Genomic DNA, 19,828 nt, shown 5'->3' with positions numbered 1-19,828 from the left:
TTGCAACGCCGCTTGCCGCTGGTTCCGGCGTTGTGCTGCAATCGAGTCGCACCACCGCAAAAAAACAACCAAAACCCGGTTCCATCGCGCGTAGTTCAGTATGGGGGAGAGCATGACGATTGACGTACGTCCCTGGCTGGCCAGCTATCCGAAAGGCATCCCGGCCGAAATCGATCCGAGCCAATATCGCTCGGTGGCCGCCTTGCTCGAGGAAAGCTGCGACCGGTTCCGTCACCGGCCCGCGTTCGCGAACATGGGCAAGACGATCACCTACGGCGATCTCGACCGGCTGAGCGCGCAATTCGCCGCGTTCCTGCGCAACGACCTCAAGCTCGCCAAGGGCGATCGCGTCGCGCTGATGATGCCGAACGTGCTGCAGTACCCGATCGCGATCATGGCGGTGCTGCGCGCCGGCCTGACCGTCGTCAATACCAATCCGATGTACACCGCGCGCGAACTCAAGCATCAGCTCGAGGATTCCGGTGCCAGCGCGATAGTCGTACTCGACAATTTCGCCAAGACCGTCGCCGACGTGGTGCCCGGAACGGCGTGCAAACACGTCATCACCACCAGCGTCGGCGATCTGCTCGGTTTCCCGAAATCGCTGATCACCAACCTGGTCGTGCGCCACGTCAAGAAGATGGTGCCGGCCTATTCGATTTCGCACGAAATCCGCTTCAACGATGCGCTGCGGCGCGGCGCCGCCAGCACCTTGCCGAAAACCGATGTCGGCCCGGACGACCTCGCCTTCCTGCAGTACACCGGCGGCACCACCGGCCTCGCCAAGGGCGCGATGCTGACCCATCGCAACATGGTCTCCAACATGCTGCAGGCCTCGGCCTGGATCGCGGCCGAAGTGCGCGAAGGCGAAGAAGTCGTCATCACGGCGCTGCCGCTGTACCACATCTTCGCATTGACGGCGAACTTCCTCGTGTTCGCGCGCGTCGGCGCGCTCGGCCATCTGATCACCAACCCGCGCGACATGCCCGGCTTCGTCAAAACGATCCGCTCGACGCGCTTCACCGCGCTGACCGGCGTCAATACGCTGTTCGCCGGACTGCTCAACACGCCCGGTTTCGACCAAGTGGATTTCTCGCAGCTGCGCCTGACGCTCGGCGGCGGCATGGCAGTGCAGCGTGCGGTGGCCGACCGCTGGAAGAAGGTCACCGGCTGCACCTTGGCCGAAGCCTACGGGCTCACCGAAACCTGCCCGGCCGTCTGCATCAACCCGCTCGACATCCCCGAGTACAACGGTTCGATCGGCCTGCCGATTCCGTCGACCGACGTGACCATCCGCGACGACGACGGCAAGGTGCTGGCGAGCGGCGAAGTCGGCGAGCTGTGCGTGTACGGACCGCAGGTCATGAAGGGCTATTGGAAGCGGCCCGACGAAACCGCCAAGGTGCTGTCCGCCGACGGCTGGCTGCGCACCGGCGACGTCGCGCGCATCGACGAGAAGGGTTTCGTCTATATCGTCGACCGCAAGAAGGACATGATTCTGGTGTCGGGATTCAACGTCTACCCGAACGAGGTCGAGGACGTCGTCGCGCAGTTGCCCGGCGTGCTCGAAGTCGCCGCGATCGGCGTGCCGGACGAGAAATCCGGCGAGGCGGTCAAACTGGTCGTGGTCAAGAAAGACCCCAATCTCACCGCCGAGATGATCCGCGAGCACTGCAAGACCAACCTGACCGGCTACAAGCTGCCCAAGTACATCGAGTTCCGCGATTCGCTGCCCAAGACCAACGTCGGCAAGATCCTGCGGCGCGAACTGCGCGAGCCGGCACCGGACCACGGCTCGACTTGAGCGGTTGTACGAGCCGGCCGCGCGACGCGCCGGCTCAGATCGCCGAATAGGGTTCCCAGCGATCGGCGTAGTCGCCGAGCAGGTCCCACAGCATCGTTTCGCGATCCTCGGGAATGCGCTCGTAGGCGAAGCCGAGGCGTTCGTCGGTGATGCGCGCCAGCCGCGCTTCGACGTGGATGTCGAGCGAGTCGCCGATCAGCATGTCGAGCACGTAGCGATCCCCGATCTGGCCGCTCCATCCGTCCGGCCGCGTGACCAGCACGCCGGTGGCCGAGATGTTCTCGATCTCGCTGCTCCAGGCGTTGCCGCCGCGGCTCATCAGGATCGCCGAACGGATCGCCATCCGCGCCGGTCGGTTCGGAACTTGATTGTCTTCGTTCGCCATTTTGCTTCCCGCCGTGGCGTCGTCGCGAATCCGCGCGACGCGGTCCGCTCCTACTTATATGTCAAGGTTCTGTCAATGCCAAACTGAACTTGCGATAAACTGCCAATGATCGCCCCATTCCCCGGGGCACTGGAGGGGTGCAGAGCGTCTGCCGCTCGGCCTGCGATCGAAGAGCGGCGTCCTGTCTTGAGGGTAATGCCATGACCGCCGTTGAAATGATCCACCGCGACATCTCCTACCGCCTGCTGCGCGCCGAAGAAGACCCGAGCACGAATGCTTTCTGGTTCTTCATGCACAAACAGCGCCAACAGCCCGACGAGGGGTATCGCCCCTGCTTTTCGGTCCTTCTGATGAAGGAAATGCAGCAGTTCCTGCATCGCGTTAAAGACCGCATTGCGCTGATCGGCGGCAATTGCGACAACCGCCTCGCCCATTTGGTGATCGCCTCCGACGCCAACGTGTTCAATCTAGGCGGCGATCTGGATCTGTTCTCCCGGCTGATTCGAGATCGCAATCGCGACCATTTGCAGGCCTACGCGCACTTGTGCGTGCGGAGCATGCACGACTGCTACGAGCTGGCTGCGCGCAGCCGCATGCACACCGTCGCGCTGGTGCAAGGCGACGCCCTCGGCGGCGGCCTAGAACTCGCGCTGTCGTGCCAGACGATCGTCGCCGAAAGCGGCGTCGGCATGGGCTTTCCGGAGGTCATGTTCGACCTCTTCCCCGGCATGGGCGCGTTCTCGTTCCTGTGTCAGCGCGTCAATCCGCACGTGGCCGAGGAAATGATGTTGAACGGCACCGTCTATACGAGCGACGAGCTGCATCGCATGGGCCTGGTCGACGTGCTGGTGCCCAAGGGCGAAGGCCTCGCCGCCGTGCACGAGCTGATCCAGCGCAACAACCGCATCCCGCACGCGCGCACGGCGATGAATCGCGTACGCCATGCGGCGCGCCCGATCACGCTGAAGGAACTGACCGACATCACCGAAATCTGGGTCGACACCGCGATGCAGCTCGGCGACAAGTCCTTGCGCACGATGGAGCGCCTGGTGCGTGCCCAACAGAGGATTCGCAGCGCTCAGCCGGCGGTCACGGAAGCGAAGGAGGACACTGCGCCGATCGCTTTGCTGCGTTAGCCTTTTGCCTCTCGCTCGCGTCGCGTGACGAAACCGAGATCAGAACATGCGATCCGGTTCGGCACCGGCGCTGGGCAGCGGCCGTGAACTCTTCAATGCCACGCGAGCGGCTTCCAACTGCTCGCGCAACTGCTTCACTCGCGCGGCCGCTTCGCGCGCGAGTTGCCAGGTGCCGAGTTTCATCGCTTCGGACGCGGCCAGGGCCAGTTGTGTCGCTCCGACGTTACCGGCCACGCCTTTCAAGGCGTGGCACTGATCGCGGAAAACGACCCAGTTGGCGGCCGCGGCGCTGCTCTCCAGCTCGCCGATCAGCTTGAGCGCATCGCGCAGGCACTCGCCGACGAACAGGCCGACGAAGTTGTCGCCGAGCTGCAGATCGGCGAGCTCGGCCAGCACCTCGTCGGAAACGATCTCGTCGTGCGGATCGCGTGCCGCCGGCGCAACGCCGTCCTGCGCGGACGTCGTCCTCGCCGGCACCGGCTGACCGCGGCCGATGGCGATATCCGCCAAGGCCTCGAGCAAGCGGTTCAGCACCACCGGCTTGGTCAGGAACGCATGCACACCCGCTTGCTCGCAGGCGCGGATCGCGGTGGCGGTGGCGTCGGCGCTGAGCACGATGAAGGGCGTGCTCATTTGGCCCGACTCCATCACGCGCACTTGTTTGAGCACGTCCAGGCCGCTGATGCCGGGCATGTGCAGATCGATGATGACGCCGTCGAAGCGCTCGGTTTCGAGCGCCGTCAGCACTTCTTCGCCGCCGTAAGCGGAGCGCACGTCGTGACCGGCCTTCTCCAGCAGCCGGCACAGCACGGTGATGTTGGCCGGCTGGTCGTCGGCGACGAGCAGGCGCAGCGAGCGCACGCGCGCGCGATGGCGCACGAACGGATCGTCGAACGCGATGACGTTCTCGCCGCTGCGCATGGCAGCCGGCTTGGCCCCATCCTCGATAACCAGGAACGGCAGTTCGACCCAGAACGTCGAACCCTTTCCTTCCGTACTTTCAAAGCCAATGCGGCCGCGCAGCATCTCGGCCAGGGATTTGGCGATGGTAGTGCCGAGGCCGGTGCCGCCGTAGCGCCGCCCATGGCCGGCGTCGGCCTGTTCGAACGCCTCGAAAATCCGCGGCTGCGCCGCCAGCGGAATGCCGATGCCGGTGTCGGTGACGCAAAAACGCAGGGTCGCGATCGCGCCGGGCTCGCCGATGCGCTCGACCGAGACCACCACGCCGCCCTCCTCGGTGAACTTGATCGCGTTCTGGATCAGGTTGAGCAGAATCTGGCGCAGATGGTCGCCGTCGCCGCGCACTACCGACGGCACCCCCGCGGCGATCTTCACATCGAACGCGATGCCCTTGTCCAACGCCGCCGGCTGCAGCATGGTCTGGATGCCGTCGAGCACATCGAACGGACGGAAATCCGTCTCCACGCGCCGCAGCTTGCCGACCTCGATCGCCGAAATGTCGAGCACGTCCTCGACCAGGGCCAACAGCGCCTTGGCCGACGCTTGAATGACCTCGGCGCACTCGCGCTGCTCGCCGGTCAACTTCGTAGTGGCGAGCAGTTCCGACATGCCGACGACGCCGTTCAGCGGCGTGCGGAATTCGTGGCTCATGTTGGCGAGAAAACGGCTCTTCGCCTCGTTCGCGCGGCGCGCCTCGTCGGTCGCGCGCGTCAACGCGCGCAGCAGCGAGGTCAGATACGCAGGTATCGCGACCAAGCCGACCAGAAGGCCCCAAGCCAGCGGCGCGTTCTGCAGCCAGTAGTCGGTGGTCAGGATCACCGCGGCGAAGGAAATGCCGGCCAGACACACCGCGCCGTACAGGAAGCTCGGGCCGTAGCGCAGACCGTTGCCGATGGTGACCCACAGGTAGACCACGTACAGCGGCGCGATCGGCTGCCCGATCAGATGCAGGGCCGCGCCCATCATGCTGTAGTCGGCCAGCATGCCGACGATCCGGCGCGGCTTGGACACGCCCGGATGCAGGCCGATGTGGATGACGATGCCCAGGCCGGTCAGGAACTCGATCAGGGAAATCACCCACGCCGTCTGCATCGGCGTGTCGCGGAAGCCGCTCAGCGTGCTGACGCCCGACAGATAGGTCAGCCCCAGCCCCAGGATGATCAGACGAACCAGCGCCTGCTGGTGTTCGCTGTCGGGCCGATTCGCATACCGCTTGAGAATGGCAGAAAGGAGTTCGCTCACCGCACCGGTTCCACGAAGCGCCGCTTGGCGATTACAGTCCTAGCGCCGGCGGCGCCAGCTTCGCGTGCAGGATTTCGAGAATCCGTGCCTGCTGGTTGACGACGACGTCGATGCAAGCGGGATCAAAAAGCGTGCCACGGTGGGCTTTTAGGTAGTCCATCGCCTCCTCCGGGCTCCATGCCGGCTTGTAAGGCCGTACCGAGGTCAGCGCGTCGAACACGTCGGCGACCGCGACGATACGCGCCGGCAGCGGGATCGCGTCACCCTTCAATCCGTCGGGGTAGCCGCTGCCGTCCCAGCGCTCGTGGTGCCGCAGCGCGATCAGCGCGCCCATCTGCACGAAGCGGCTGCGGCTGTCGCGCAGGATTTCGTAGCCGATCAGCGGGTGTTTGCGCATGACCGCGAATTCTTCGTCGGTCAGGCTGCCGCGCTTGAGCAGCACCGAGTCGGGGATGCCGATCTTGCCGATATCGTGCAGCGGCGCGGCCGACGTGAGGATGCGCGTCTCTTCGTCCGGCATGCCGAGCGCCTCGGCGATGACCTCGGCGTAGTGCGACATGCGCAGGAGATGGATGCCGGTGCCGAGGTCGCGGTATTCGATCGCCTTGGCCAGCCGATACAGGGTTTCGCGCTCGCGCTGCTCGACCTCGTGCAGCCCTTCGAGCACGCGGCTCTCGAGCGATCGCGCGCGTTCCTTGATCGATTCGCCCTGCTGGCGCAGCTGCAGCAGATTCTTGCAGCGCGTGCGCAATTCGCGCGGCCGCACCGGCTTGACCAGGAAGTCGATCACGCCCGCTTCCAGCGCCGCCTGACGCACCGGCTCGTCGCCGACCACGCTGATCAGCACGATCGGAACGTCACGACGTGACAAGGAGCGGCGAAAGCGGCGCGCGAACTCGAGCCCGTCCATCTCGGGCATGCGGAAATCGAGCAGGACCAGGTCGGTGGCATTGCCTTCCGACCAGCGCAGCGCCTCTACCGGATTGCCGAAGTCCGCCGCGCGCACGCCGGGGCCGATCGCCTCGACGACGTGCCGCAGCATCGTGCGGGCAGAAGGCTGGTCATCGACGATGAGGACATTCACGCGAGCACTCCGCGGGCTGGTTCAGGCCGGTCCCGTTCCCATCCGTTCGAAGCAGTCCGTTGTTGCGCCAGAGCACTCACGTCGATCGACCGATTCCAGGGTTCCGACGAGCGACGATGCTGACGGGAGTTGTTGCTCCATTTCGTAGGCTAACACAACCACTCCAGGCTACGGCGCCGTTGCTTCATTGCAATGTGACAAAGTGTACCCGACGCCGGCCGCTCACGCTTCCGGGCGCATGTACGGGAACAACAGCACGTCGCGGATCGAGGGCACGTCGGCGAACAGCATCACCAGCCGGTCGATGCCCACGCCCAGCCCGCCGGTCGGCGGCATGCCGTATTCCAGCGCGCGGATGTAGTCGGCGTCGTAGTGCATCGCCTCGTCGTCGCCGGCGTCCTTGGCCTGCACCTGGGCGAGGAAACGCTGCGCCTGGTCTTCCGGGTCGTTCAGTTCGGAGAAGCCGTTCGCCAGCTCCTTCGCGCCGACGAACAGCTCGAAGCGATCGGTCACCTCGGCGTCGTCGTCGCGCGCGCGCGACAGCGGCGAGACTTCGGTCGGATAGTGCGTGATGAAGGTCGGCTGGATCAGGGTGCCCTCGACCGTCGCTTCGAAGATCTCGAGCAGAAGCTTGCCCCAGCCGTAGTCCTTCTTCACGTGCAGGCCGAGCCGCTCGGCGTGGCGCGCCAAGGCGGCCCGATCACGCAGTTCGTGGGTGCCGATGTCGGGATTGTGGTGCTGCACCGCTTCGGCCATCGCCCAGCGCCGGAACGGCGGCCCGAGGTCGATGTCGCGTCCTTCCCAGGTCAGCGCGGTGCGTCCGAGCGTGGCCTGCGCGGTGTCGCGGATCATGCCTTCGGTCAGGTCCATGATCTCGTTGTAGGTGGCGTAGGCCTGGTACAGCTCCAGCATCGTGAACTCGGGGTTGTGCCGCGTCGACACGCCCTCGTTACGGAAATTGCGATTGATTTCGTAGACGCGCTCGAAACCGCCCACGACCAGGCGCTTCAGATACAGCTCCGGCGCGACGCGCAGATACATCTGCAGATCGAGCGCGTTGTGATGAGTCACGAACGGCTTGGCCGTGGCACCGCCGGGAATCGGATGCATCATCGGCGTTTCCACTTCCATGAAGCGGCGCGCCGGCGCTTCCAGCCACTGACGCATGTGCCGGATCACCGCCGAGCGCAGCTCGAACACGCGCCGCGACTCGGCCGTCACGATCAGGTCGACGTAGCGCTGGCGATAACGCTGTTCGACGTCGGCGAGGCCGTGCCATTTGTCCGGCAGCGGCCGCAGCGACTTCGTCAGCAGGCGCAGCTTGTCGACCCTGACCGACAGCTCACCGGTCTTGGTGCGCATCATGCGGCCTTCGGCGCCGACGATGTCGCCGATGTCCCAGCCCTTGAACGCTTTGTAGACGTCCTCGCCGACCGCGTTGATCTGCACGAACAGCTGGATGCGGCTGCTGACGTCCTGGATGTGTACGAAGGCGAGCTTGCCGGTGTCGCGCTTGCTCGTGATGCGACCGGCAACTTTCACCCGATGCTCGGCGGCTTCGACGTCCTCGGGCGTCTTGCCCTCGAACTGCGCGTGCAGCTCGGCGGCGAGCGCATCGGGCGCGAAATCGTTCGGGAACGCGACGCCCTGCGCGCGCAGCGCGCGCAGTTTCTCGCGGCGCTCGGCGATCAGGCGGTTCTCGTCGACGGGCAGTGAATCGGCAGCATCGGTCATGTTCGGAAGACTTCGATCAACGTGAGGAAGGAAAGGAGGATGTGCGGCGCGCCTGCGCCGCCGTGCGCCAAAGACGGAACGAAGCCCAACCCAGCCACGCTAGGATCAGCACGATCACCGCTTTCTGGCTCGTACCGCGCGGCAATCCGCGCATCAGCACGTTGACCCACAAGGCGGCGAAGGCGAGCGCGGCGAGCAGAAACGCCGGCGCGCAACTCGAACGCCAGCGCGCATCGTCGCGCAAGCGCCACGACTGCAACAGCATCGCGACGGTCACGCACAGGAAGGTGGTCTGCGCAGCGAGCAGATGCGTCAGCTCCCAGACGCCGCTCGTATCGTGCAGCTTCGCCTTCTCGCTCAGCGCGGTCAGCACCAGCGCGACCGCCGCGACCCAGAACAACAGCAGCGGCGCCACGCTGCGCGCCCTACCCTGCAGCACACGGCGAAAGCCGAGGCCGATCGCCGCCAGCGCCAGCGCGAGACCGAGGTAAGCTGCGATCACGCCGTCGCCGTAAGCGCCGGTGAGGTAGTAGCTGAGCGGCGCGGTGGTCCAGTCGAGATCGGCGCGCAGAAACTGCGCCGCCCCGCAGACGAGCACGAACGCGGCCACGCCGGCAAGGCCGATGGCGCCGAGTGCGCGTGCCGCGGGAGCGTTATGGGCTAGCGCGTTCATGCGTCAAGAGTAACGCGGCTCATGCAAGGGCGGCGCATTGCATCGCCCTCGCCGCCGCGCGCCTCAGGCGTCGACGCGCTTGGCACCGGCTTCGAGCCCGGCCTTCAGGCTCGCTTCGACGAATTCGTCGAGATCGCCGTCGAGCACCTTCTGCGTATCGGTGCGCTCGATGCCGGTGCGCAGATCCTTGATGCGCGACTGATCGAGCACGTAGTTGCGGATCTGGCTGCCCCAGCCGATATCGGACTTGGTCGCCTCCAACGCGTCCTTCTCAGCGTTGCGCTTGCGCACCTCGAGCTCGTACAGCTTGGCCTTCAGCATCTTCATCGCGCGATCGCGGTTGGCGTGCTGCGAGCGCTCGGTCTGGCAGGCGACCACGACCCCGCTCGGCACGTGCGTGATGCGCACCGCCGACTCGGTCTTGTTGACGTGCTGGCCGCCGGCGCCGGAGGAGCGATAGACGTCGGTCTTGAGGTCGGCCGGATTGATCTCGATGTCGATGTCGTCGTCGACTTCGGGCGAGACGAACACCGAGGTGAAGCTGGTGTGGCGGCGGTTGTCGGAGTCGAACGGCGATTTGCGCACCAGGCGGTGCACGCCGATCTCGGTCTTCAGCCATCCGTAGGCGTGATCGCCCTCGATACGGAAGGTCGCGCTCTTGATACCGGCCACTTCGCCGGCCGACGCTTCCAGCAGCTCCGTCTTCCAGCCGCGCGCCTCGGCCCAGCGCAGATACATACGCAACAGCATTTCGGCCCAGTCCTGCGCCTCGGTACCGCCGGCGCCGGCTTGGATGTCGACGAACGCGTTGGCGCCGTCCATCTCGCCGGAGAACATGCGTTGGAATTCGAGCTGATCGACCTCCTTGGCCAACCGCTCGACGTCAGCGGAAACCGCCACCGCGGTGCTCTCGTCGCTCTCGGCGACGGCGAGGTCGAGCAGGTCGCCGGCTTCGGCCAGACCTTCGCTCAGGCTGCGGATGCCGCCGACGATGCGATCGAGCTGCGCGCGTTCCTTGCCCAGCTCTTGCGCGCGCTGCGGGTTGTCCCAGATGTCGGGGTTTTCCAGTTCGCGCGAAACTTCTTCGAGACGTTCTGCTTTCGTCTCGAAGTCAAAGATACCCCCTAAGCGACGCCACCCGCTGCTTCAGGTCGGCGATACGCGAATGGATCGGATTGGTCTCGATCATGATGCGGCACAGTCGGAAAATCGGCCGGCAAGAATAGCAGCAGAAGCAGCACCACGAGTAGCTGAGGCGGCTGCAATACGTTGGGTTTCCGACGGCTCACATTGCGCGCTCGAACTTGCTGATCCAGTTCGTCTCCCAGGTCTTGCCGCCGTCGGCGGATGCGGCCTGCTCCCAGCGTGCCGAGTTCGCAGTGATTTCCGACCACACCACGCGCGTGCGGATCGCGCGTCCCTCGAGCGTGTCCTCGCCGAGCATCGTGGCGACACCGTCGGCGAAGCCGCCGCGCAGGGGCGCGGTGAATGCGGCGGGAGAGCGACCGTCCAACCACCAGCTCGACCATTGTTTCGAGGCGGCATCGAAGGTGCGCAGGCCGAGGCCGCGAATCGTGCCGCTCGGCAAATGCATGACGTTGTCGCCGATGTTGCCGTGACCGCCGAGCACCGGCCGATTCAGCAGGGTGCCGTCGAACTCGTCCCACTGCGTGCTGCCGACCAGACGCTGGCGCAAACGACGGTGACGCACATTCCAGCGACCGGCGAGGAAAGCGAAATCGCGCGGCGCATCCGCCGACGCGGCCAGCCCGCTCGGTTCGGCCGCGGTGCGCGTGAACCAGTTGCGCCAGTTGATCTCCCAGCTCTTGCCGTCGTCGGCGGAAAACGCCTGCTCCCACCACGGACGCGGCCCGTGCAGGTCGCGCCAGCGAAACCGCATCAGGATCGGCCGATCCTTGAAGCTCGCGCGGCCGAGGAAGGTGCCGACGCCGCGCTCGAAACGGCCGCGCACCGGCACGTCGATTTGGCTCGGCTCGCGCCCGTCGACCCACCAGATCGACCATTGGTCCGATGCCGCGTCGTACGTGCGCACGGTCAGTCCGCGATACGTGCCTGCGGGCAACTCCACGATGTTGTCGTCGATCGTGGCGAGCCCGTCCATCGCCAGCCACAAGACACTCTTGCCGGCGAATTCCTCCCAATGCGTGTCGCCGACCAGCCGCTCTTTCAGGCGCCGATGGCGGACGTCCCAGTTGCCGACCAGCCAGTCCCAGTCGTGTGCGTGAGCGGCCGGATCGCAGGACGTGGCCGCGGCCGCAACGGACGGCCGCCACGGCCAGGCGAGCGCGCCGCCGGCACAGGCGAGGGTTCCAAGGAAGCGGCGGCGCGTGTGCAGGGTCATCAGAGCTACTCGCAGGCGGGCAGGCGCCTAGCGTGCGCGGGCGCGGGCGCCGCCGACAACGCGAAAATGCGGCAAAAGGCTAAACTGGACTTATGGTCGCCGCACGCCGACTCCCCTCCCTCGCTTCGATCCGCGCGTTCGAAGCGGCCGCTCGCCACGGCAGTTTCGCCAAGGCGGCGCAGGAACTCGACACCAGCGCCGCGGCGGTCAGCTATCACGTGCGTTCGCTCGAACGCGAAACCGGAGTGCGCCTGTTCCTGCGCTTCGCCCAGCGCGTGCAGCTGACCGAATCGGGTGCGCGCGTGGCGCAGGAAGCGAGCGCCGCGTTCGAGGCCTTGCGCGCGAGTTTTCTATCCGCCTCGGCCGCCGAAGAGGCGCATTTGTCGCTGACCGCGCTGCCCAGTTTCGGCACCAGCTGGCTGACGCCGCGGCTGGGTCGGTTTCGCGGCAGACATCCCGACATCGCGTTGCAGCTCGATCTCTCGCCCGAGGCGAAGGATTTGGCCGGCGGACATTTCGATGCGGCCGTCCGCAACGGCAATGGCCGCTGGCCCGGCCTGCGCACGCACGAACTCTTCCCGAGCCTGTTCATGCCGCTGTGCGCACCCGCATTGCGCGAGGCGGCGCAGGCGCTGGAGCACGGCGAGCCGATCGAGGTACCCCTGCTCGGCCGCCCCGACTGGTGGGCGCTGTGGTATCGCGCCGGCGGCCACACGGCCGTGCCTGCTACATATCGGTTCGGTCCGCTGCTGTCGGCGGAGTATCTCGACATCGCAGCGGCCATCGCCGGCCAAGGCATCGCGATCGGCTCGCCGATCCTGTTCCGCGCCGACATCGATGCCGGCCGCCTCGTGCCGGCGCATCGCCGAGTGGTCGGCGACGGCCGCCGCTTCTGGTTCGCCTACCCGGTGGCGCGCGAAGGCAGCCGCAAGATCGCCGCATTCCGCGACTGGATCGCGGCCGAAGCGGAACGCGATCGCGAACAGGCGCGCTCGTTCATTCGCGACGCGACGATCGTCGCGCCTGTAGCTTGATCGGCGGCGCGATCTAGGCCGGCTCGATTTGCTTCAACAACAACTGCAGGCTCTCGCGGCCGTTCCATTCGTTCAAATCGAGCTGGAACAGCGCACGCAGGCGCGACGGCGGCGGCGTGTACTCAAGCGCGTCGAACAGAACAGCATCGAACGCTTCGGCGTGACGCTCGGGCCGTAGCTTGAGTTTCAAGTGACGCTCGCCGATCGTGCGCCAGGACTCGACCTCGAACACGTTGTCGAACAGCGGCTCGGCGAAGCCCTGCCCCCACGGGCCGGCATAGCGCAGCGCTTGCGCGGCTTGCGCGGCGAACTCGTCGGCGGCGAGTTCGCCGTCGCTCCAGACGAAACGCTCCAGCGCCTGCGCGTCGATGCGGCGGCGCGCGACCGCGTCGAACTCGGCGGCGAAGCGTGCAAGGTTCTCCGCCGCGATCGTCAATCCGGCGGCCATCGCGTGTCCGCCGAAGCGCACGATCAAGTCCGGGCAGCTGGCGTCGACCTCGGCCAAGGCGTCGCGCAGATGGAAGCCGGAAATCGAACGTGCCGACGCACGCAGTTCGCGGCTGCCCTCGTCCGCCGGCGCGCAAGCGATCACCGGCCGATGCAAGCGTTCCTTCAACTTCGAAGCGACCAGGCCGACCACACCCGGATGCCACTCCGGCTCGTACAGCACGATGCCGTAAGGCAGGTCGTCCGCACGATGGCGCGCGAGAAAAGCGGCCGCCATCGCCTCGCCCTGCTCGACCATCGCCGTCTGCAGACCCTGCCGCTGCGCGTTGATCTCCGACAGTTCCGCCGCCAACCGATCGGCGCGCGCGGGATCGTCCGTGAGCAGGCACTCGATGCCCAGGCTCATGTCCTCGAGCCTTCCAGCCGCGTTGATGCGCGGACCGAGCGCGAAGCCGAGGTCGGCCGCGATCGCGCGCGCGGGATCGCGTTTGGCGCTGCGATAAAGCGCCGCAATCCCGGCACAGGCTTGCCCTGCGCGAATCCGTTTCAAGCCGGCGGCGACCAGGATGCGGTTGTTCGCATCGAGTGGCACCAAGTCGGCGACGGTGCCGAGCGCGACCAGATCGAGCAGTACGGCAAGATCGGGTTCGGTGTTTTTGCGCGCGTCCTGGTCACGGAAATTCAGAAGCGACCTGTCTCGATCGCGCTCTTCAGCGGCGACGAAGCGGCCTTGCCTGCGCAGCTGCGCGCGCAGCGCGAGCAGCAGATAGAACATCACGCCGACGCCGGCGAGATGGTGCAGATCGGCAGCACCCGCCGCGCTCGAACCGGAGGCCTGCATCAGCAGCGGATTGACGATCGCATGCGCCGCCGGCAGGTCGGCGCCCGGCAGATGATGATCGGTCACGATCACGCGAATGCCGTATGCGTTCGCCGCGGCGACGCCGGCATGGCTGACGATGCCGTTGTCGACGGTCAGGATCAGATCGGGCCGATCCGTCGCCGCCAGCGATTCGACCAAGGCGGCGGATAGGCCGTAGCCTTCGCGCGCGCGATTGGGTACGCGATAGCCGAGGTTGCGCGCGCCGAGCAAGCGCAGACCGCGTATGGCGACAGCGGTGCCGGTAGCGCCGTCGGCATCGAAATCGCCGACCACGCAAATACGCAGATCGCGCGCGATCGCTTCGGCCAACAACTCGCAGGCGCGATCGAGTCCGCCGAGCCGATCGGGCGTGACGAGGTGTACGAGGCGCTGACGCGCCAGATCCGACGGTGCGATGCCGCGCGCCGCATAGACGCGCGCGAGCAAGGGATGCAGGTCGGTGGGCCATGCGGCCGAAGCGGGAACGGAGCGCCGCCGAATTTCGACCGGTTTCATGCTCGCGCGCTCACGGCGGCGAGGTCGGCGTGTTCCGCAGCGGACGCGGCAGGCGCAGGTGCCGCGGCACGAGTGTCAAGTCTCGTACCGCACGCCGGTGATTTCGTAATTGCGCGTGCCGTTGGGCGCCTGGAATTCGAAACTGTCGCCCTCGCTCTTGCCGATCAGCGCGCGCGCGAACGGCGAAGATACCGAGATCAGGCGCTGCTTGATGTCGGCCTCGAGGTCGCCGACGATCTGGTAGCTCACTTCGTCGCCCGAATCCTCGTCGGCCAGGTCGACGATAGCGCCGAACACGATGCGCTTGCCGGCGGACAGCCTCGACACGTCGATCACTTCGGCCTGCGACAGCGCGCCTTCCAACTCGTTGATGCGGCCTTCGATGAAACCCTGCATTTCGCGTGCGGCGTGATACTCCGCGTTCTCCTTCAGATCGCCGTGCGCGCGCGCTTCGGCGATCGCCGCGATGATGCGCGGGCGTTCCTGCGATTTCAGACGATCCAGTTCCGTGCGCAGGCGCTCGGCACCCTTCTTCGTCATCGGCGGTCGATTCATGCCAGCTCTCGGTGCAGTTCCTGCAGGCTGTTTACCTCAGCGCTGCTGCGGAAGTCCAATGAATGCAGCAGCGCCTTGGCTCCGCTGACGGTGGTCGAATAAGTCACGCGCTGCTGCAGCGCCTCGCGCCGGATCGAGAACGAGTCGGCGATCGCCTGCTTGCCTTCGGTGGTGTTGACGATGAAGGCGATCTCGCCGTTCTTGATCAAGTCGACGATGTGCGGCCGCCCCTCGAGCACCTTGTTGACGCGCTCGCAGGCGATGCCGTGCTCCTGCAGATAGACGTGGGTGCCGCCGGTGGCGACCAGGCCGAAACCGCGCCGGATCAGATCGCGGGCGATCTCGAGCAAGAGCTCCTTGTCCGAATCGCGCACCGAGATGAACGCCTTGCCCGGCGCCGGCGCACCGATGCCGGCGGCCTCGTGCGCGCGTGCGAAGGCGGCGCCGAAGCTGCGCCCCACACCCATCACCTCGCCGGTCGAGCGCATCTCGGGGCCGAGGATTGGATCGACGTTCTGGAACTTCAGGAACGGGAAGATTGCTTCCTTCACCGAGTAGTAGTCCGGCACCACTTCGCGCGTGGCGCCCTGCGCGGCCAGCGACTGACCGACCATGCAGCGCGCCGCGATCTTGGCCAGCGCGACGCCGGTCGCCTTCGCCACGAACGGCACCGTGCGCGAGGCGCGCGGGTTCACTTCGAGCACGAACACCTGCTCGCCCTGGATCGCGAACTGCGTGTTCATCAGGCCGATCACGTTCAACTCACGCGCGAGCATCGTCACCTGCCGGCGCAACTCGTCCTGCAGCGCGGGCGAGAGCGAGTACGGCGGCAGCGAGCAGGAGGAATCGCCCGAATGCACGCCGGCTTCTTCGATGTGTTCCATCACGCCGCCGATCAGCACGTTGCCGGCGGCGTCGGCGACGATGTCGACGTCGACTTCACCGGCGTGATCGAGGAAACGATCGAGCAGCACCGGTGAGGATTCCGACACGCGCACCGCGTCGCGGATGTAGCGCGAAAGATCGGCGTCGTCGTGCACGATTTCCATCGCGCGGCCGCCGAGCACGTAGCTCGGCCGCACCACCAGCGGATAGCCGATCTCACGCGCCAACGCGAGCGCTTCGTCGGCGTTGCGCGCGGTGCGGTTCGGCGGCTGCGTCAGAGCGAGCTTTTCGATCAGCTTCTGGAAGCGCTCGCGATCCTCGGCGAGGTCGATGCTGTCCGGGCTGGTGCCGATGATCGGCACGCCGGCCGCTTCCAGCGCACGCGCCAGCTTGAGCGGGGTTTGCCCGCCGTACTGCACGATCACGCCCTTGGGTTTTTCCTTGTCGACGATCTCGAGCACGTCTTCCAAGGTCAGCGGCTCGAAGTACAAGCGGTCGGAGGTGTCGTAGTCGGTCGAGACCGTCTCCGGGTTGCAGTTGACCATGATCGTTTCATAGCCGTCCTCGCGCAGGGCGAGCGCGGCATGCACGCAGCAGTAGTCGAACTCGATGCCTTGGCCGATGCGATTCGGTCCGCCGCCGAGCACGACGATCTTCTCGCGCGTGGTCGGTTCGGCTTCGCACTCTTCCTCGTAGGTCGAGTACAGGTACGCGGTGGTGGTGGCGAACTCGGCGGCGCAGGAATCGACGCGCTTGTACACCGGCCGCACGTTGAACGCGCGGCGCAGCGCGCGCACGGCGTTCTCGTCGGTGCCGACCAGCTCGGCCAGGCGCGCGTCGGAGAAACCCTTGCGCTTGAGGCGCAGCATGCGCGCGGCGTCGAGCGCGGCGAGGCCGCCGGCCTTGATCTCGCCCTCCACGCGCACGAGGTTCTCGATTTGCGCGAGGAACCACGGATCGATGCGCGTCAGCGCATAGACGTCCTCCTGCGAGAGCCCGGCGCGGAACGCGTCGGCCACGTAGAACACGCGGTCCGGCCCCGGCTCTTTCAGCTCGCGCTTCAACGCGGCGCGGCCTTCGGCGCTGACGGTGTCGAGCTTGCTCGGGCTGAGTCCGTTCTTGCCGGTCTCGAGGCCACGCAACGCTTTCTGCAGCGATTCCTGGAAGGTACGGCCGATCGCCATGACTTCGCCGACCGACTTCATCTGCGTGGTCAGGCGCGAGTCGGCGGCCGGGAATTTCTCGAACGCGAAGCGCGGAATCTTGGTCACGACGTAGTCGATCGCCGGCTCGAACGAAGCCGGCGTCTTGCCGCCGGTGATTTCGTTCTTCAGCTCGTCGAGCGTGTAGCCGATCGCGAGCTTGGCTGCGACTTTGGCGATCGGAAATCCGGTCGCCTTCGACGCCAGCGCGGACGAACGCGACACGCGCGGATTCATCTCGATCACCACCACGCGGCCGTCCTCGGCGTTGACGCCGAACTGCACGTTGGAGCCGCCGGTGTCGACGCCGATCTTGCGCAGCACGGCGATCGAGGCATCGCGCAGGCGCTGGTATTCCTTGTCGGTCAGAGTCTGCGCCGGCGCCACCGTGATCGAATCGCCGGTGTGCACGCCCATTGGATCGAGGTTCTCGATCGAGCAGACGATGATGCAGTTGTCCGCCGTGTCGCGGACCACTTCCATCTCGAATTCTTTCCAGCCCAGCACCGATTCCTCGACCAGCACTTCGTGCACCGGCGACAGATCGAGACCACGCTTGACGATCTCCTCGAACTCCTCGCGGTTGTAGGCGATGCCGCCGCCGCTGCCGCCGAGGGTGAAGCTGGGGCGGATGATGGTCGGATAGCCGACCTTGGCCTGCGCCTCCACCGCCTGCTCGAACGAACGCACGACTTCGGCGCGCGGACACTCGAGGCCGATGTCCTTCATCGCGACGCGGAACAGCTCGCGGTCCTCGGCCATGCGGATCGCATCGCGCGAAGCGCCGATCAGCTCGACGCCGTAGCGCTCCAGCACACCGTGATCGGCCAGGTCGAGCGCGCAGTTGAGCGCGGTCTGGCCGCCCATCGTCGGCAGCAACGCGTCGGGCTTTTCCTTGGCGATGATCTTCTCGACCGTGCGCCAGTTGATCGGCTCGATGTAGACCGCGTCCGCCGTTTCCGGATCGGTCATGATCGTGGCGGGGTTCGAGTTGACCAGGACGACGCGGTAGCCTTCCTGCTTGAGCGCCTTGCAGGCCTGCGCGCCGGAATAGTCGAACTCGCAGGCCTGGCCGATGACGATCGGGCCGGCGCCGATGATCAGGATGGTCTTGAGATCAGTTCTTTTTGGCACTGCTGCTTCCCGGCGCGGCCGGCGGCGGCGCCGGCGTGATCAAGGTGATGCTGCGCACGCTGTCGCGCGGCACGCTGAAATCGATCGAACCCATCTGCGGACCGAGCTTCAAGGTCAGGGTCGGATTGGTGTACTTGATCAGGATGCCGCGACGCACGGTGTTGAGCGTGGTCTCCACCGAGATCTCGGCACCGATCTGCTGTTCCAATTCCTCGTAGTTGACCGGGCGCGCGGCGGGAGCGGCCGGCTTCGCCTCTTTCGATTCTTTCGACTCTTTCACCGCGGGCGCCGCGGGTTTCGCGGCCGGCGCTGCGGCGACGGCGGTCGTCGCTGCGGCGAGCAGGGCCAGGGCCAAGGCACATTTCAGTTTCGCGTTCGAAGTCATGTCGTCTACGCCGCGGCAGCCGCGCGCGCCTCCATCAGCTGGATGAAACGATCGAACAAACCGGCCACGTCGTGCGGGCCGGGGCTGGCTTCCGGGTGCCCCTGGAAGCTGAATGCGGGCGCGTCGCGCAGCGCGATGCCCTGCAAGGAACCGTCGAACAGCGAGCGGTGCGTCGCGCGCACGTTCGCCGGCAGCGTCGCCTCGTCGACGGCGAAGCCGTGGTTTTGACTGGAGATCATGACGCGGCCGCTGTCGAGGTCGATCACCGGATGATTCGCGCCGTGATGGCCGAACTTCATCTTGATCGTCTTCGCGCCGGCGGCGAGGCCGAGCAGCTGGTGGCCGAGGCAGATGCCGAAGGTCGGCAGCTTGGCGCGCACGAACTCGCCGATCGCGGCGATCGCGTAATCGCACGGCTCCGGATCGCCGGGGCCGTTGGAGAGAAAGACGCCGTCCGGCTTCAGCGCGAACACCTCGCTCGCCGGCGTCTGCGCCGGCACCACGGTGATGTCGCAGCCGCGATCGGCCAGCATGCGCAGGATGTTGAGCTTGACGCCGTAGTCGTAGGCGACCACGCGATGGCGCGCGGGTACTTGCGCGAACGTGGTGCGATCGAGGTCGTAGCTGCCTTCGCGCCAGGCGTAGCGCTCTTTCACCGACACGACCTTGGCCAGGTCCATGCCCTTCAAACCCGGAAACGCGCGCGCCGCTGCCAGTGCCTGCTCGTCGGACACGTTCGCGCCGGTGAGGATGCAGCCGTTCTGTGCGCCGGTGTCGCGCAGGACACGGGTCAGCCTTCGCGTGTCGATCTCGGCGATCGCGACGATGCCGTGGCGCTTCAAGTACGCATCCAGCGTCTCTTGCGAGCGCCAGTTGCTGGCCAGCAGCGGGAGGTCGCGGATGACCAGGCCGGCGGCGTGCACCGCGTTCGATTCGGCATCCTCCGCGTTGCAGCCGGTGTTGCCGATGTGCGGATAGGTCAGGGTGACGATTTGCCGCGCGTAGGAAGGGTCGGTCAGGATTTCCTGATAGCCGGTCATCGCCGTGTTGAACACGACCTCGCCGACGGTCTGCCCTTCCGCGCCGATGGAAAGGCCGCGGAAGATCGTTCCGTCCGCGAGTGCGAGTAGAGCCGGTGTGGTCATGCGTTCGCCTGTCGTTGTGAACCGCCGCACAGCCGGGCGCCGACACCGGATGCAGCGAAACCCGCGGGCTGGCGTCAACCAGTCCGTTGGGAGGAAAAGAGGATCGAGGCGAGCGGGGATTTTAGCAGGATGTGAGCGGCGGATCATCCGCAAGTACGCGACGCCGTGCCGATTTGCCGCAAGCGATCGCGACGGGGTCTACAATCCTCGGCGTTTCCCCCTCGTCCGCTTGCGGAGAGGGGTTGGGTGAAGGCAACGGAGCGCTGCGCTCCGGCCTCCCTCA

Annotated in this window: 15 protein-coding genes; 3 read left to right on the top strand and 12 right to left on the bottom strand. The window is 66.2% G+C overall.

Features of this window, described 5'->3' with window-relative positions:
• The first annotated feature begins 112 nt into the window (after nucleotides 1-112).
• Nucleotides 113-1,804, top strand: a complete 1,692-nt coding sequence (locus AC3QL3_RS07770; protein ID WP_492897806.1) for a long-chain-fatty-acid--CoA ligase — start codon at nucleotides 113-115, stop codon at nucleotides 1,802-1,804.
• 34 nt (nucleotides 1,805-1,838) lie between these two features.
• Here the strand turns inward: AC3QL3_RS07770 and AC3QL3_RS07765 are convergent, their stop codons facing one another.
• On the bottom strand, nucleotides 1,839-2,147 hold the full coding sequence (locus AC3QL3_RS07765; protein ID WP_492897805.1) for a PilZ domain-containing protein: 309 nt from the start codon (nucleotides 2,145-2,147) through the stop codon (nucleotides 1,839-1,841).
• Nucleotides 2,148-2,389: 242 nt separating this feature from the next.
• On the opposite strand from AC3QL3_RS07765, the gene AC3QL3_RS07760 reads away from it, so the two are divergent.
• The gene (locus AC3QL3_RS07760; RefSeq protein WP_492897804.1) at nucleotides 2,390-3,325 is read left to right on the top strand and encodes a crotonase/enoyl-CoA hydratase family protein; all 936 of its coding nucleotides are present in this window, start codon (nucleotides 2,390-2,392) and stop codon (nucleotides 3,323-3,325) included.
• Between the two features lie 39 nt (nucleotides 3,326-3,364).
• Here AC3QL3_RS07760 and AC3QL3_RS07755 read toward each other — a convergent pair whose 3' ends face one another.
• The 6 genes from AC3QL3_RS07755 to AC3QL3_RS07730 all read right to left on the bottom strand — a co-directional run bounded on the left by AC3QL3_RS07755 (nucleotide 3,365) and on the right by AC3QL3_RS07730 (nucleotide 11,380).
• Complete coding sequence (locus tag AC3QL3_RS07755; protein WP_492897803.1) at nucleotides 3,365-5,527, bottom strand: ATP-binding protein; 2,163 nt, start codon at nucleotides 5,525-5,527, stop codon at nucleotides 3,365-3,367.
• A 31-nt stretch (nucleotides 5,528-5,558) separates the two neighbouring features.
• Nucleotides 5,559-6,611 carry an HD domain-containing phosphohydrolase gene (locus tag AC3QL3_RS07750; RefSeq protein WP_492897802.1) on the bottom strand — a complete coding sequence of 351 codons (1,053 nt, stop codon included), beginning with the start codon at nucleotides 6,609-6,611 and terminating at the stop codon, nucleotides 5,559-5,561.
• Nucleotides 6,612-6,833: 222 nt separating this feature from the next.
• On the bottom strand, nucleotides 6,834-8,345 hold the full coding sequence (gene lysS / locus AC3QL3_RS07745; protein ID WP_492897801.1) for a lysine--tRNA ligase: 1,512 nt from the start codon (nucleotides 8,343-8,345) through the stop codon (nucleotides 6,834-6,836).
• 16 nt (nucleotides 8,346-8,361) lie between these two features.
• On the bottom strand, nucleotides 8,362-9,018 hold the full coding sequence (locus AC3QL3_RS07740) for a DUF998 domain-containing protein (RefSeq protein WP_492897800.1): 657 nt from the start codon (nucleotides 9,016-9,018) through the stop codon (nucleotides 8,362-8,364).
• 63 nt (nucleotides 9,019-9,081) lie between these two features.
• Nucleotides 9,082-10,207 (bottom strand): peptide chain release factor 2 gene (gene prfB, locus AC3QL3_RS07735; RefSeq protein WP_492897799.1). Its coding sequence is split into 2 segments (ribosomal slippage): nucleotides 9,082-10,131 and nucleotides 10,133-10,207, totalling 1,125 coding nucleotides; the frame shifts between segments, so codons are not numbered across the junction.
• 96 nt (nucleotides 10,208-10,303) lie between these two features.
• Nucleotides 10,304-11,380, bottom strand: a complete 1,077-nt coding sequence (locus tag AC3QL3_RS07730) for a hypothetical protein (RefSeq protein ID WP_492897798.1) — start codon at nucleotides 11,378-11,380, stop codon at nucleotides 10,304-10,306.
• A gap of 92 nt (nucleotides 11,381-11,472) precedes the next feature.
• Here AC3QL3_RS07730 and AC3QL3_RS07725 point away from each other — a divergent pair, with 92 nt between their 5' ends.
• Nucleotides 11,473-12,414 (top strand): LysR substrate-binding domain-containing protein, encoded by a 942-nt coding sequence (locus AC3QL3_RS07725; protein WP_492897797.1) that lies wholly within the window; start codon nucleotides 11,473-11,475, stop codon nucleotides 12,412-12,414.
• 13 nt (nucleotides 12,415-12,427) lie between these two features.
• Here AC3QL3_RS07725 and recJ read toward each other — a convergent pair whose 3' ends face one another.
• From recJ to carA, 5 genes are all read right to left on the bottom strand, one after another.
• Entirely contained in the window at nucleotides 12,428-14,239 is a 1,812-nt protein-coding gene (recJ, locus tag AC3QL3_RS07720; protein WP_492897796.1) for a single-stranded-DNA-specific exonuclease RecJ, read from the bottom strand.
• A 75-nt stretch (nucleotides 14,240-14,314) separates the two neighbouring features.
• Nucleotides 14,315-14,794: a transcription elongation factor GreA gene (greA, locus tag AC3QL3_RS07715; protein ID WP_492897795.1), complete on the bottom strand. Its 480-nt coding sequence runs from the start codon at nucleotides 14,792-14,794 to the stop codon at nucleotides 14,315-14,317.
• A complete protein-coding gene (gene carB, locus AC3QL3_RS07710) occupies nucleotides 14,791-18,015 on the bottom strand; it encodes a carbamoyl-phosphate synthase large subunit (protein ID WP_492897794.1) in 3,225 nt (1,074 codons plus the stop codon). Before carB ends, greA begins: the two co-directional genes overlap by 4 nt.
• Nucleotides 17,999-18,400 carry a hypothetical protein gene (locus tag AC3QL3_RS07705; protein WP_492897793.1) on the bottom strand — a complete coding sequence of 134 codons (402 nt, stop codon included), beginning with the start codon at nucleotides 18,398-18,400 and terminating at the stop codon, nucleotides 17,999-18,001. Before AC3QL3_RS07705 ends, carB begins: the two co-directional genes overlap by 17 nt.
• Nucleotides 18,401-18,405: 5 nt before the next feature.
• Complete coding sequence (gene carA / locus AC3QL3_RS07700; protein ID WP_492897792.1) at nucleotides 18,406-19,545, bottom strand: glutamine-hydrolyzing carbamoyl-phosphate synthase small subunit; 1,140 nt, start codon at nucleotides 19,543-19,545, stop codon at nucleotides 18,406-18,408.
• Between the last annotated feature and the right edge of the window lie 283 nt (nucleotides 19,546-19,828).

The organism is Dokdonella sp. GW821-FHT11D02, assembly GCF_058808595.1.
The sequence above is the reverse complement of the archived record's forward strand: the minus strand, read 5'-3'. Positions and strand labels throughout refer to the sequence as shown.